Source organism: Cypionkella sp. (genome assembly GCF_030652235.1).
In the GTDB taxonomy this organism is placed as follows: domain Bacteria; phylum Pseudomonadota; class Alphaproteobacteria; order Rhodobacterales; family Rhodobacteraceae; genus Cypionkella.
Window position 1 is genome coordinate 36,389 of the sequence record NZ_JAUSBA010000057.1, and the last position, 13,181, is coordinate 49,569.

A 13,181-nucleotide genomic window follows, 5' to 3' on the forward strand; every position below is an offset into this window, starting at 1 on the left:
TCAGGGTCCAACCTGATTAAAAAATCCGATCAATTTGATTAAAATTTGCTTTCAGACTGGCTCAAATATCCCACGGGGGTCTGGGGGTGTGAAACCCGCAGCGGCCAGCCCCAAGCGCCTAAAACCGCCGCACGCCCACCTCCGTCACCATCATATCCAACCTCTGATCGAATTGATCAATCGGCACTTCATCCAATTCCTGCGCAGCAAAGCCAAACCCCACCGCCAACGTAGGCCGTTTCAAGCGCAACCCCTGCAAGGTCCGGTCATAAAACCCGCCGCCATAGCCCAAGCGGAACCCGCGCGCATCGAACCCCACCAAAGGCACAATCAGCACCTCCGGCTCAATCCACGCGCCTTCACTCGGGATAAAAGCCCCAAACGCGCCCATTTCCATCGCACAGCCCGGCGACCATTCGCGAAACCGCAACGCCTCACCCTGCGCCACAATCACCGGCACGCAAACCGGCCCCTGATGCGCCAGCATGGCCGCCATCGGATCAGCCTCGGTGCGCATCGCCATATATCCGGCCAAAGCACGCCCGCGATGCTCTGCCAGCACATCGGCCAACAGTTCCGCCGCCTGCCCCTGCCCCGCAGCAAACGCCAATTTTCGCGCGGCAAACGCCACCTTGCGGGCCTCGGCCTTGTCGATCCCCGAATCCATCACAGCAGCACCAGCGTCGCCAGCCCCAAAAATGCCAAATAGCCCAGCACATCGGTCAAAGTCGTCACGAACGTCCCCGACGCCAAAGCCGGGTCCAGATCCAGCCGATGCAGGCCAAGCGGCACCAACACCCCGCCCATCGCCGCCACCAACTGATTGGTGATCATCGCTGCCCCCAACACCAACCCCAGCTTCCAATCGCCAAAGATCACGGTCCCCGCCAAGCCCAGCAGGAAGGCCAGCGCCAATCCGTTCAAAAGCCCGCCCACCAGTTCCCGCAACACCACCCGTTTTGCGTTGGCCGAGGTCAGCGAACGCGTGGCCAGTGCCCGCACGGCCACCGCCAAAGACTGCGTCCCGGCAATCCCACCCGTCGAGGCCACAATCGGCATCAACGCCGCCAATGTCACCAGCGAGGCAATCGTGCTCTCAAACCGAGAAATCACAAATGCCGAAATCGAGGCAGTAAACAGATTCACCACCAGCCACGGCAACCGCTGTTTCGCCGTCGCCCAAACCCCGTCCGACAAGCTCGAATCGTCGCCCACCCCAGCCAGACGCAGCATGTCCTGCTCGTGTTCCTCGTCCAACACGTTCATCGCGTCATCAATGGTGATCACGCCCACCAGCCGCCCCGTCGCATCGACCACCGGGGTTGAAATCAGGTGATACTGGTTGAACATATAAGCGACATCGGCCTCTAATTCCGTCGCCGGAACCGTGCGGAAACTATCCTCAAGTATATCCTTCAGCCGCACCTCGCGCCGAGAGGACAACAGCCGCCCCAAAGTCACATATCCCGTTGGTTTTACACGCGGATCAACAAGAATGACATGGTAGAACTGGTCCGGCAGATGCTCCACCTCGCGCAGATAATCAATCGCTTCGCCCACCGTCCAATGCTCGGGGGCCACCACCACTTCGCGCTGCATCAGACGGCCCGCGGATTGCTCCGGATAGCCCATCGCCTGCTGCACCGCAATCCGGTCCACATCCTCCAGCGCATCCAGAATCAAGCCCTGTTGTGGCAGATCAAGGTCTTCCAGAATGTCGACCACATCATCGGTGTCGAGTTCGCGCATCGCTTCGGCGACCACCGAATGTGGCAGCGATTCGATCACCTCTTCGCGGATCGATTCGTCAATTTCCGACAGGATCTCGCCGTCGATCTCGCCCGACCACAAAGCCAGCAACGCACGGCGGTCCGCCGAGCCGATCTGCTCCAGCACGTCGGCAATGTCCGCCGCGTGCAGCGGCTCCATCAATTCGGTGATGCGCGCGGTATCTTCGGCCTCAACCGCGTCAAGGATCGCCGCCACGCGGTCGGCGTGGACTTCATCTTCGTCCATAACTGCCAGATTTTCCGTCATGACGCACTCCTTTGCCGCTTGCTTACCGAAAGCTGTTTCAACAAAACAGAGGGCATGCGGAAATTTACCTAATCAGCATAAGCCTATACCATAACCGGGTTTGGCAAGCGGAGTAAGTTATGGCAGAGCAGGTTGGGACCGACATTCTTCTGGGGCAAGTGCTGTCCTTCGCAGGCGATCCCTTTGTGGATGGTCCGGATGCCGCGCGGCACGTCACGCATGGCGCGGTCGCCGTCAACCATGGCAAGATCGCAGCCGTCGGCCCCGCCGATCAAATCCGCGCCGCCTTTCCGCAGGCCCGCATCACCGATTACGGCCAATGCCTGATCTCGGCAGGCTTCATTGACGCGCATGTGCACTACCCGCAAACCGCGATCATCGCCTCTTGGGGCAAACGCCTGATCGACTGGCTGAACAGCTACACCTTCCCCGAGGAAATGCGCTTCGCCGACAGCACTTATGCCGATGAGATCGCCAACCGCTATCTCGATCTGGCGCTGGCGCACGGCACCACCTCGATGTGTACTTATGCCACCATCCACCCCGAAAGCGTCGACGCCTTCTTCACCGCCGCCCAAGCGCGCGGCCTGCGCGCTTTCGCTGGCAAAACCTGCATGGACCGCAACGCCCCCGCAGGCCTGCGCGACACCGTGCAATCAAGTTATGATGACAGCAAACGCCTTTTGCAAAAGTGGCACGGGATAAACCGCCTGTCCTACGTCATCACCCCGCGCTTCTCGCCCACCTCCAGCCCCGAACAACTGGCCGCCATGGGGCAGCTTTGGCGCGAATACCCCGACTGCCTGATGCAAACCCACCTGTCGGAGCAGGTCGACGAAATCGCATGGGTGAAAGAGCTGTTCCCGCAATCGCGCGACTACCTCGACACCTATGAGACCCAAGGCCTGTTGCGAAGCGGTGCCGTCTACGGCCACGCCATCCATCTGACACAACGTGAAAAAGACCGCCTGATCGAAGCCGGCGCAAGCCTCGTCCACTGTCCGACCTCCAACACTTTCATCGGCTCGGGCCTGTTCGACATGTCCCTTGCGCAGAACCTGAGGGTAGGCCTCGCCACCGACACCGGCGGCGGCTCATCGTTTTCCATGCTGCACACCATGGCTGCGGCCTATGAGGTGGCACAGTTACGCGGGCACGCCCTGCACCCCAGCCAACTTTGGTGGCTCGCCACCGTAGGCTCCGCCCGCGCCCTGCATGCCGAACACCAGATCGGCAACATCGCGCCGGGGATGGAGGCCGACCTGACCATCCTAGACCTGAAATCCACCCCCGCCATCGCACAAGCCACCCGACGCGCGCACAACATCTGGCAAGCGATCTTCCCCACCATCATGCTGGGCGATGACCGCGCCATCCGCGCGACATGGATCGGCGGCAAACCCCACTCACCGCGACCGCTCCTCGCGGCAGACGGATAACCGCGCTAGCGTGGCGCAAACTGAACAGGAGCCACACCCCATGCTGAAACCAATCCCCGCCCTGATGTCGACGCTATGCCTCACCGCCTGCGTCACCAGCATGCCAACGGGCCCACGCCCCGACATCGCCCGCCAGTTCAGCTTGGCGGATGGCTCACCGTTGACAGTGATGACCGATGGCCGCCAAGCCCAACTGCGCTATCCCGCCCGCTATCCGCTGACCGACGCCGAAACTGCGTCTTATGTGGAGGACGCCACCAACTGCGCCCCCGGTCGCCTGCTGAGCAGCAGTTCTGATGGTTACGATGCCCTGCGCAGCTACGCGCTGAACTGCGGCTAACACCCAATACCAGTGCCACCTCGGGAGTGGGAGGCGGATCAGAAAACGCGCTGAGGGCGCGTTTTCCCGCCGAGCGGAGGCTCCACCCGGCGGCGTTACCACCGCAGGCATGTGGCGGTCGCCTTACGCCGCACAGGCAGCGCGCTCTGCAGCTTTGGGGTGCCTCCGGCGGGAGTATTTGAAAAAGAGCAATTTCATCTTGGCGTAAATACTCCCGCCGGAGGCGTCCACATGCCCCCAGACGCACCACGCCGCAGAATCACCGCAAAACCGAACTGCCCCAGCGCAAAGCCGGGGTGATAAGACGAAACCTTGCGGCGCGAAGCCGCCCCATTTGCTTAGCCCGCGACCAGCCTATTCGTCGCCCAATTCCCAGCCATCCGGGTAGAACTCAAACGGCAGTACAATTTCTGTGGCTAACCGTTCCCATTGCCACACCGTCTCGGCATCAATCGTGATCGGACCGATCCGGGCTTGCAGCACATCACCCGCATGGCTGGTCTTGAAGCCCTTTGCCCGTAGCGCCTTCTCCACCGCCGCCCATTTGGTATCGACCTCTTCGGCGACGAATTCATAGACCACCACCGACAGCTTCGGCAGCTTCACGCCGCGGCCCACCGTGGCAAAGGTTTCAAACGTATCCGCCCGCTGTTCCTGAAAATTATGCATGATCTGCCCCCTTTGCCCGCGCGCCCAGATAAACCGAATCACGCAGCGCTTGATATTGCCGCGTCCGCCTTGTATCCGCTGCATTCAAGATTAGAATAGGGTCTGCTGTTATGCAGGGCCCCTCGGGCCCGCAAAAGCCCCCTGAACCGGAGTTCGCCATGTCCTGGACCGACGAGCGCGTCGAGACGCTCAAGAAAATGTGGGCCGAGGGCCAGTCTGCCAGCCAGATCGCCAAAGAGCTGGGCGGCGTCACCCGCAATGCCGTGATCGGCAAGGTGCACCGGCTTGGCCTGTCCAACCGCGTCGGCTCCGGCACACCCGAGGGCGAAGAGCCCGAGGTCGCAGCCCCGGTCACGCCGCGCCCCGAACCCAGCCCCAAACCTGTGGTCGTCGAAGCCCCGGTGCGCACCGCCGCCCCCGAGCGCGTGGCACCCGAGCCGCGCCCCGTCCCGCCCGTCGCTGCTGCCACTGTGGCCAGCGTCACCACCCTGCCGATCCCGATGCGCAAGGCGATCATCCCGGCGGGCCAACCTTTGCCACCGCAGCCCTCGGCCAATGAGATCAGCCCTGAGACCTTGGCTTCTGTGCGCGAAGTTGAAAAAAGCGCCAAGCGCCTGTCGCTGATGGAACTTACCGAGCGCACCTGCAAATGGCCGATCGGCGACCCGGCCACCGAAGATTTCTGGTTCTGCGGCCTGCCCTCGGTGCCCGGCAAGCCTTATTGTGAAGCCCATGTCAGCGTCGCATTCCAACCGATGTCAGCGCGCCGCGACCGTCGCCGCTGAAGCAGGCTGATTTGGCCTAAGCCAGAAAACTCAAAAGGCGCGAGCATCCCTCGCGCCTTTTGCATGCTCGCGCCGCTGATCGGCAGCGTAGGGTGGGTTTTTAACCCACCGCGAACCTCCACAGCGTAGGGTGGGCTTCAGCGCACCCCCGCCAGCCTCAATTCCCGCCCCCCAACAGTTTTTGCAAAGCCTTCTGCGCCTGTTCATCCACCGCCTCATTCATCCGCCGCTTTGCCGCATCTTCCAAACTTTCGCCGTCTTGCTGCACCACACCCAACTCAGATTCCAACTTGGCGCGGGCCTCAGCCTCCAATTCCGCCCGCTTGGCTTCCGCCTGCGCCTCTAAGGCCGCCGTCTGCTCGGCCAATTTCTCATCGGCAATCGCCTGCAAATCGAGCGAAAACTTCGGGTTCGCCCACGATCCCTTGATCAACAGCGGTGCTGTCAGCCCACCCGCCCCGGTGTCATCCGCCAAAGCCGTGGCCTTGATGCGATACTCCAAAGTCCGCGCGCCCATGCCCACATCCCCCACGCCGCGTGCCGTGATGTAAGGTGATTTCAGCACCAAATCCTCATTGCGCAATACGCCGTCGGCCATGGTGAAACTGCCGCCCAGACTGTCAAAAATCGTCTTCTGGCCTTCGCCGACATAAGACGTATCCAGCGTCCGCAGCATGCCCGCGATGTCCAAGCCCAAAATCTCGCCATTGCTTAACGCCAGCGATCCCGATCCTGACAGCGACTGCATGATCGCATCCACCGACGCGCCCGAGCCCAAAAACTTCACCCGCATGTCGCCGGTGCCCACCAGTCGCTCATAGCCGCCAAAATCGGCCAGCATTGGCCGCAACGCCATGCCCGCAAAGGATAAATCCCCCCCAACCGACAGCCCCTTGCGCCCATTGACCACAAACTGCCCCGAGATCACACCTTCATAGGCCGAGACCTTGCGCAACTCCGCCACCAGCCGCGATCGATCATTGGTCAGCACGATCTGCGACGCCCCGAACTTCACCATCCCCAGATCAATGCTGTCCGCCGTCAGCGCCACCACGGCATCCAGGCCCGACAACCCGCTGACATCAATCTTATCCGTGGGCCAACCCGCAGCCTGCACCCCACCGCTTTCGCCACCGCCCTGCCCGCCCGACACCCCGGCCAAATCCAAAGCCGCCGCCGTGACCTTGGCCGACAGCTTGGCGCGCTCCCCCGCCGTCACCAAATCAGCATCCATCGCCAGCTTGTTGCCATCAAGCACCACCGCGCCTGCACGCAGATGCAGCGACCCCGCCGTGGTCAGCGTCACCGCCCCCACCACTTGAACGTCCGAAGCCCCCAAGCCTTCAGGCAGCTTTGGGGCCGCTATGCCGGCCAAAGCCGAGATCGCCGCCAGATCGCCCAGATCGGCGCTGAGCGCGCCCTTTGCCTCTGGCCCCAGCCCCGCAGTGCCTTTGAAGCCAACTTCAGCCGCCCCGGCGATCAGCTTCAGATCGCTGTCCACCAACTTGCCATCGAGAAAATCCTGAAACGCGCCAACCTTGCCGGTCAGCGTGAACGACTGCCCATTCATCACCGCCGCCATATCAATCGTCGCAGGCCCGGTGTAACGCGGGATCGCCGCTGCGGCTTCAATCCCGCTGACTTCATAGCGCACCCCCGCCGCATGATCGGCAAACACCAGCGCCCCACCCGAGACCGAGGCCTTGTCCAGCGTGAACGGCTGCCCTACGCCCGGCGTCGCGGCTGACACCGTGCCGCCAGCCTCGCCGCCAAACACCCAGTTTTCCGCGCCCTTGGCAGACCGCTCCAGCACGATCTTCGGATTGATCGCCTCGACCCCGGTGATTTTCACATCGCCGCCGATCAGCGCCGCCAGATCCAGCGAGATCGACAGCCCCTCGGCCTGCACCATCGGCCCCTCTTTCGACCACGCGGCGTTGGAAATCGAAATCGGTCCGGTTGTCACCCCCAGCTGCGGCCAAATCGACGGTCGCACCGCGCCTGAAATCACCAATTCCCGCCCGGTCAGCGCATTAAACTTCGCCACCGCAATCCCGGCCACCTTCTCTGCCGGGATTAGAAACACCGACCCCACCAGCACGATCGCCAGCAAAACCACAGCAATAACCGAACGAATGATCCAGCGCATAATACCCTCACAACGACCCACATTCCGAGTCTACCCGCAACCCTCCGGCAAACAAGCCACTCCCCGCCGATTGGCAACACTTCGCCCGATACGCCTGCGTCACCGCCCTGTTACATTGCCCTGATTTATCGCCACCAAAACAGGAGCCCAGCATGCCAGACACGTCGTCGCCCAACACCCCCACTCCGCAAGCGCTCGACTGGCTGGAAGCAGAACTCGCCGATGCTTTTGATGAGGAATACGAGCTAGAGCTGGAAGACGCCCAACTTTCGCTGGAAATCTCCAAGATTTACAAAGACAAGCATCCCGATGGCATTGATCGACACACCTATTTCCAATCGCTGATCCGGCTGCAATCCGAACTGATCAAGCTGCAAGACTGGGTGGCCTACCACAAGAAAAAGGTCGTCGTGCTGTTTGAGGGCCGCGATTCGGCGGGCAAAGGCGGCGTGATCAAACGCATCAGCCAGCGCCTGAACCCGCGCGTCGTCCGCGTCGTGGCGCTGCCTGCACCATCCGACCGCGAAAAAACCCAGTGGTATTTTCAACGCTATGTCCCCCACCTGCCCGCAGGCGGCGAAATCGTGCTGTTAGACCGAAGCTGGTACAACCGCGCCGGAGTTGAGCGGGTAATGGGTTTCGCCGATGACGATCAGGTCGAGCAATTTTTCAACGACGTGCCAGAATTTGAACGCATGCTGGTGCGCTCGGGGATTACCGTGATCAAATACTGGTTCTCGATCACCGATGAAGAACAGCAAATGCGCTTCCTGATGCGCATCCACGATCCGATGAAGCAATGGAAACTCTCGCCGATGGACCTGCAATCCCGCGTGCGCTGGGAGCAGTATACCAAAGCCAAAGAAGAAATGATGGCCCGCACCAATATCGCCGAAGCGCCGTGGTATATTGTTGAGGGCAACGACAAAAAACGTGCCCGCCTGAATTGCATCGACCACCTGCTCCAGCAATTCCCCTACGAGCCGGTGCCGCACGAAGACGTCCACCTCCCCGACCGCGTCTTCAACCCGCAATACGAACGCGCCGTGCTGCCACCGGAATTGTATGTGCCGGCCAAATACTAACCCATAGGGTGCGCTTCAGCGCGCCACTGTATCGGTAAAGCGGGGCTTGCCCCTCAACGCATCCGGCTCATGGCGCACAAGGCGGAACGCCACCGAGCAAGAGGCGTCATGCTGCAAGCCAGACGCCAATAATCGGGCCGCGCCTGACTGGGTTGGCGCGGCCCGATTTGTGTGCGGCCAAATCGGGCAACAAACCCGTCACGCCGCATTGGAAATATCTGTAGGTGTCGCGTCCCGGCGGTTTGCGGGACGATCTTGTGCCCGTGATGGTTGATCTGACGCACACCTAACCACACCTTGCCCGCAACCCTTAGCCATTCCTGAACACCCCCAGTCTAACTCCTTGAAATCCACAAACCACGCCTCGGTCCACGCGTGGACACCCCCTACCGCCACGCTGCGTTTCAATATATAGCCTTCCGCATGTCGCAAAATCCGCCCATGCCCAACCTCGGGCTCCGCCCAGACCTCGCCCCGAAGCCCAGCTTCAGCGAACCCGTCCGCCCCGGCCAGCCCACCATCGGCATGGTGTCGCTCGGCTGCCCAAAAGCTCTCGTGGACAGTGAACGCATCCTCACCCGCCTGCGCGCCGAAGGCTACGCGATCAGCCCCGATTACAAGGGCGCCGATGCCGTGATCGTCAACACCTGCGGCTTTCTCGACAGCGCCAAAGCGGAATCCTTAGAGGCCATCGGCGAGGCTCTCGCCGAAAACGGCCGCGTCATCGTCACCGGCTGCCTCGGGGCCGAACCTGAATACATCACCGGCGCGCACCCCAAAGTTCTCGCCGTCACCGGCCCGCATCAATACGAAGCGGTCTTGGATGCCGTCCACAAAGCCGTTCCCGCCAAGCCCGACCCGTTCATTGACCTTCTGCCCGCAAGTGCCGTCAGCCTAACCCCGCGCCACTACAGCTATCTGAAAATTTCCGAGGGCTGTAACCACAAATGCAAGTTCTGCATCATCCCAGACATGCGCGGCCTGCTGCAATCCCGCCCCGCCCATGCCGTGCTGCGCGAGGCCGAAAAGCTGGTTGAAAACGGCGTGCGTGAACTTTTGGTGATCTCTCAGGACACCTCTGCCTATGGCGTGGACCGCAAGCATGACCTTAGCCCTTGGAAGGGCGGCGAAGTGCGCGCCCATATCACCGACCTCGCCCGCGCGATGGGCCATTTGGGCGGCGACACCAAACCTTGGGTCCGGCTGCACTACGTCTACCCCTACCCGCATGTCCGGCAGCTGATCCCGCTGATGGCGGAAGGGCTGATCCTGCCCTACCTCGACATCCCGTTCCAACACGCCGATCCGGGCGTGCTGAAACGTATGGCCCGCCCCGCCGCTGCTGCAAAAACGCTGGACGAAATCGCGGCATGGCGTGCGGTGTGCCCCGATATCACCCTGCGCAGCACCTTTATCGTCGGCTATCCGGGCGAAACCGAGGCTGAATTCCAGACCCTGCTGGATTGGATGGACGAAGCGCAACTCGACCGCGTCGGCTGTTTTCAGTATGAAAACGTCGCCGGTGCGCGCTCGAACAATCTGCCCGATCATGTGCCGGATGAGGTAAAGCAGGAACGCTGGGATCGCTTCATGGAGAAGGCGCAAGCCATCTCGGAAGCCAAACTGGAAGCCAAAGTCGGCCACACCTTGCAAGTCATCGTTGATGAGGTTGATGACGAAGGTGCCACCTGCCGCACCATGGCGGATGCACCGGAAATCGACGGCAACCTGTTCATTGATCAGGGGTTCGAGGGCCTGAACCCCGGCGATATGGTGACGGTGACGGTGGAAGAAGCCGGCGAATATGATCTTTGGGGGCAACGCGTTTAAGCCTGCCCCGACGCGCCACGCCGCCCCGGGCTTGATCCTGGGCCTCATGGTCGCGCAGCAGAAGCCGCCGGATCAAGTCCGGGGCGGCGAAGCTTGTGGCTTTGATCAACGCATGATCGCTTTTTTTGCCAGCCAACGCAAAAACCCGAGTCCAAAGTCACTCCCAGCTGGGAGTGACTTGTGTTTTTCTGCAATTTTTACCGTGATTTCCACAACATGTTGTGGCCTTTAGGGCATTGCGTGTTTTGTCTTGATCTTGAAGCGCTTTGGCCATGCAGCGCAAACCGATCTCGACTCGTGTTGCAACGCGGATTCTGTGCACCTCGCCCCAAGCGATCAACCGTGGTTGACGGCGTCATCCTTGCCACGCCCGCGACGGGCAAATTCCAGACTGTGATCCGCCGGAACCATCAGCGAGGTATGGCCAGCGCCATCAGCCTTGCCCTTGCCGCCGCGAACATGGCCCGCCGGATCATCGCCGCCACGGCCACGTCGCGACAACAGCAGGCTGTCATCGCTGGCCGTGCCCGGCAGGGCTGCGGAAAACTGCGGCAGCACAGTCTCTTGCACCATCGCGATCGCAGCGCTGGCAGCCGTCAGCGACAGCGCAACTGCGCCCGCCGCGATGATTTTGGTCAATGTGAAATGAGACATGATAGGCTCCATGAGGTTGTTCGATCGTAGCCTCAATCTACGCCCCCACGTCCCGCCGCATCAGGGACCATAGCCCAGCGATTTTCACAGGCAAAATCCGCCGATGGTCTGATAAACCTTCAGTCCTTCAGATGCACCCGCGCCAGCATCGCGGCCTCGACCCGGTTGCGCACATGCAGCTTTTGCAGGATCGAGGTCATGTAATGCTTGACGGTTTTTTCCTGAATATCCAGTTTGGCGCCGACCTCTTTGTTGGACAGCCCGGTCGCCACCAGCCGCAAAATGTCCTCCTCGCGGCGCGACAGATCGGCCAAGGGATTGGGCGCACCCACCGGCTTGCCGCGCAGCGCCACCAACAGCCGTCCCGCCAATCCGGGTGAGACATAAGACCGCCCCGCCGCCAGATCGCGCACCAGTTCGACCAATTCGCTGGCCCCCACCCCTTTCAGAATATAACCCGCCGCCCCCGCCTTCAGCGCCGTCATCAGATCGCCCTCATCCTCGGATGCGGTCAACATCGCGACCAAGGGCGGCTTTTCCATTTTCATGATCAGGGCCAAAGCCCCCAGGCCGCCACCCTTCGGCATCGAGACATCCAGCAACACCAGATCTGGCTTCAACAACAGGCTAAGCCGCGCCGCCGTCTCGCCGTCCTGCGCTTGGCCGACCACATCAATCCCGCCCGCATCCGCCAGCGTGCGCGCCACGCCGTCGCGGTAAATCGGGTGATCATCGGCCAAGATCAGACGGATATCGGTCATAGGGCTTCCTTCAAATCCAATGTCATCCGCAACTGCGCACCCGGCCCATCGCTGCGATTGGCAAAGCTGATATGGCCGCCCAGACTTTCCACCCGATCCGCCAATCCGGCAAGGCCCAGCCCGGCATCCTCGCGCAGAAAATCAACGGGCAGCTGCGCGAACCCCGCACCCCGGTCCAGCACTTGCACCTCTAACAGATCGCCGCGCAAGCTGACCCGCACCTCTTGGCCGCGCGCCTCGGCATGGTGCCATGCGTTGTTCAGCCCTTCCTGCACGAAGCGATAGCAGCAGATTTTCACCGCAGCGGGCAGGCCGCTGACCGCTTGGCAGTGCAAAGCCACCGCCGTGCCGGTGCGGGCCGCATGCGCCTCGGTCACGCCGCGCAGAATATCTTCCAGCGATTTCTGCTCGATATCCGGCAGTGATAAGCCACGCGCGATGCTGCGAATTTCCGAAATTGAATCCTTCACCGCGCGCTGCACCGAAGCCAAATCCTCTGCCGCGCGCCCCGAGACCTGCCCCTGCAACGCATCCAACCGCAGCGCCGCAAAGCCCATCAACTGTGCCGGGCCATCGTGCAAATCCGCCCCAATCCGCCGCAATGCCTGATCGTTGACCGAGGCAAACCGCGCCGCCGCCCCCTGCACCCGCAGGCGCAGCGCAAGGTTGCGCGCCGCCATATCCTTGAGCGCACCCAACTGGCGATCAATCGTGCGAGAGCCGCGCAGCACCACCGCGAACATCGCCGCCGCGATCAGCCCCATCGCGCCCGCCACCGTCAACCAACCGATTGCCCGCGCCCGCATCAGGTCTTGCTTCAACTGGGTGGCCACCTCGTAAAACTCTGCCACCGCGATCACCTTGCCGGATTTGATCTCACGGATCGGGCTGTAGATCTCCAGCAGCGGGATGCCCAAAGCGTGCTCGGCCGCGTCTTCTTCATCCTTAGTGTCGTTGAAATCGGCGCGCACCTCGCCGCCCCACGCCTGTTTCAAATTCTCGGTCGGCGGAAACCGCTTGCCCACGGTTTCAAGATTAGAGGCATCCACCACCAGCCCGCCGGGCCGCCAAATCTTAAAGCTGACCACCCGTTTGCCCAGCGCGGTATCGGCCAGCAATGCGCCGATTTTCACCCGCGAGTCTTCGGTCATATCCGAGCGCCGCGCCAAATCCTGCGTCAGCGGCGCGATAAAGCTTTCCATATACAGCGCCGTGGCATTGGCGGTGTTGCGCACCACCACCTCTTCGATGCGGTTTGAGACGACCGACCCCCCCAAACCCGCCGACACCAACATCACCAAGCCACCCGCCAGCGCGAATTGCTGCACCAGCGACAGCCTTGACCACGCCGTGAAGTCGAAATGCGCCATATTCGCCCCGGTATTAGGCAGTCAGCTTACACCGCTTGCGCCCCAAACACCCAAAAGCTTTT

12 protein-coding genes are annotated in these 13,181 nt (G+C 61.6%); 5 read left to right on the forward strand and 7 right to left on the reverse strand.

Features of this window, described 5'->3' with window-relative positions; translation table 11 throughout:
• Positions 1-118 precede the first annotated feature (118 nt).
• A complete protein-coding gene (locus Q7V03_RS19455) occupies positions 119-667 on the reverse strand; it encodes a 5-formyltetrahydrofolate cyclo-ligase (protein WP_304927244.1) in 549 nt (182 codons plus the stop codon).
• Entirely contained in the window at positions 667-2,016 is a 1,350-nt protein-coding gene (gene mgtE, locus Q7V03_RS19460; protein WP_370651177.1) for a magnesium transporter, read from the reverse strand. Before mgtE ends, Q7V03_RS19455 begins: the two co-directional genes overlap by 1 nt.
• 140 nt (positions 2,017-2,156) lie before the next feature.
• Here mgtE and guaD point away from each other — a divergent pair, with 140 nt between their 5' ends.
• The gene (guaD, locus tag Q7V03_RS19465; RefSeq protein ID WP_304927246.1) at positions 2,157-3,476 is read left to right on the forward strand and encodes a guanine deaminase; all 1,320 of its coding nucleotides are present in this window, start codon (positions 2,157-2,159) and stop codon (positions 3,474-3,476) included.
• Positions 3,477-3,516: 40 nt separating this feature from the next.
• Positions 3,517-3,816: a hypothetical protein gene (locus Q7V03_RS19470; protein ID WP_304927247.1), complete on the forward strand. Its 300-nt coding sequence runs from the start codon at positions 3,517-3,519 to the stop codon at positions 3,814-3,816.
• A gap of 354 nt (positions 3,817-4,170) precedes the next feature.
• Here the strand turns inward: Q7V03_RS19470 and Q7V03_RS19475 are convergent, their stop codons facing one another.
• Entirely contained in the window at positions 4,171-4,485 is a 315-nt protein-coding gene (locus Q7V03_RS19475; protein WP_304927248.1) for a hypothetical protein, read from the reverse strand.
• A gap of 158 nt (positions 4,486-4,643) precedes the next feature.
• Between Q7V03_RS19475 and Q7V03_RS19480 the strand changes: the two genes are divergently transcribed.
• Positions 4,644-5,270, forward strand: coding sequence for a GcrA family cell cycle regulator (locus tag Q7V03_RS19480; protein ID WP_304927249.1), 627 nt, complete (start codon positions 4,644-4,646; stop codon positions 5,268-5,270).
• A 157-nt stretch (positions 5,271-5,427) separates the two neighbouring features.
• Here the strand turns inward: Q7V03_RS19480 and Q7V03_RS19485 are convergent, their stop codons facing one another.
• Positions 5,428-7,419 (reverse strand): AsmA family protein, encoded by a 1,992-nt coding sequence (locus Q7V03_RS19485; RefSeq protein ID WP_304927250.1) that lies wholly within the window; start codon positions 7,417-7,419, stop codon positions 5,428-5,430.
• A gap of 152 nt (positions 7,420-7,571) precedes the next feature.
• On the opposite strand from Q7V03_RS19485, the gene ppk2 reads away from it, so the two are divergent.
• Both ppk2 and rimO read left to right on the forward strand, forming a co-directional pair.
• Entirely contained in the window at positions 7,572-8,504 is a 933-nt protein-coding gene (ppk2, locus tag Q7V03_RS19490) for a polyphosphate kinase 2 (RefSeq protein WP_304927251.1), read from the forward strand.
• Positions 8,505-8,927: 423 nt separating this feature from the next.
• Positions 8,928-10,334 carry a 30S ribosomal protein S12 methylthiotransferase RimO gene (rimO, locus tag Q7V03_RS19495; protein ID WP_304927252.1) on the forward strand — a complete coding sequence of 469 codons (1,407 nt, stop codon included), beginning with the start codon at positions 8,928-8,930 and terminating at the stop codon, positions 10,332-10,334.
• 336 nt (positions 10,335-10,670) lie between these two features.
• Here rimO and Q7V03_RS19500 read toward each other — a convergent pair whose 3' ends face one another.
• The 3 genes from Q7V03_RS19500 to Q7V03_RS19510 all read right to left on the reverse strand — a co-directional run bounded on the left by Q7V03_RS19500 (position 10,671) and on the right by Q7V03_RS19510 (position 13,119).
• Positions 10,671-10,988 (reverse strand): hypothetical protein, encoded by a 318-nt coding sequence (locus Q7V03_RS19500; protein ID WP_304927253.1) that lies wholly within the window; start codon positions 10,986-10,988, stop codon positions 10,671-10,673.
• A gap of 119 nt (positions 10,989-11,107) precedes the next feature.
• A complete protein-coding gene (locus Q7V03_RS19505; protein ID WP_304927254.1) occupies positions 11,108-11,749 on the reverse strand; it encodes a response regulator transcription factor in 642 nt (213 codons plus the stop codon).
• Positions 11,746-13,119 (reverse strand): sensor histidine kinase, encoded by a 1,374-nt coding sequence (locus tag Q7V03_RS19510; protein ID WP_304927255.1) that lies wholly within the window; start codon positions 13,117-13,119, stop codon positions 11,746-11,748. Before Q7V03_RS19510 ends, Q7V03_RS19505 begins: the two co-directional genes overlap by 4 nt.
• Positions 13,120-13,181 lie beyond the last annotated feature (62 nt).

Excerpts from the sequence above, each read along its gene's own strand:
- Q7V03_RS19480 (WP_304927249.1), top strand. The coding sequence starts at position 4,644 with ATGTCCTGGACCGACGAGCGCGTCGAGACGCTCAAGAAAATGTGGGCC.
- Q7V03_RS19475 (WP_304927248.1), bottom strand. The coding sequence starts at position 4,485 with ATGCATAATTTTCAGGAACAGCGGGCGGATACGTTTGAAACCTTTGCC.
- Q7V03_RS19455 (WP_304927244.1), bottom strand. The coding sequence starts at position 667 with ATGGATTCGGGGATCGACAAGGCCGAGGCCCGCAAGGTGGCGTTTGCC.
- mgtE (WP_370651177.1), bottom strand. The coding sequence starts at position 2,016 with ATGGACGAAGATGAAGTCCACGCCGACCGCGTGGCGGCGATCCTTGAC.
- rimO (WP_304927252.1), top strand. The coding sequence starts at position 8,928 with ATGTCGCAAAATCCGCCCATGCCCAACCTCGGGCTCCGCCCAGACCTC.
- Q7V03_RS19510 (WP_304927255.1), bottom strand. The coding sequence starts at position 13,119 with ATGGCGCATTTCGACTTCACGGCGTGGTCAAGGCTGTCGCTGGTGCAG.
- Q7V03_RS19505 (WP_304927254.1), bottom strand. The coding sequence starts at position 11,749 with ATGACCGATATCCGTCTGATCTTGGCCGATGATCACCCGATTTACCGC.
- ppk2 (WP_304927251.1), top strand. The coding sequence starts at position 7,572 with ATGCCAGACACGTCGTCGCCCAACACCCCCACTCCGCAAGCGCTCGAC.
- Q7V03_RS19485 (WP_304927250.1), bottom strand. The coding sequence starts at position 7,419 with ATGCGCTGGATCATTCGTTCGGTTATTGCTGTGGTTTTGCTGGCGATC.
- guaD (WP_304927246.1), top strand. The coding sequence starts at position 2,157 with ATGGCAGAGCAGGTTGGGACCGACATTCTTCTGGGGCAAGTGCTGTCC.
- Q7V03_RS19500 (WP_304927253.1), bottom strand. The coding sequence starts at position 10,988 with ATGTCTCATTTCACATTGACCAAAATCATCGCGGCGGGCGCAGTTGCG.
- Q7V03_RS19470 (WP_304927247.1), top strand. The coding sequence starts at position 3,517 with ATGCTGAAACCAATCCCCGCCCTGATGTCGACGCTATGCCTCACCGCC.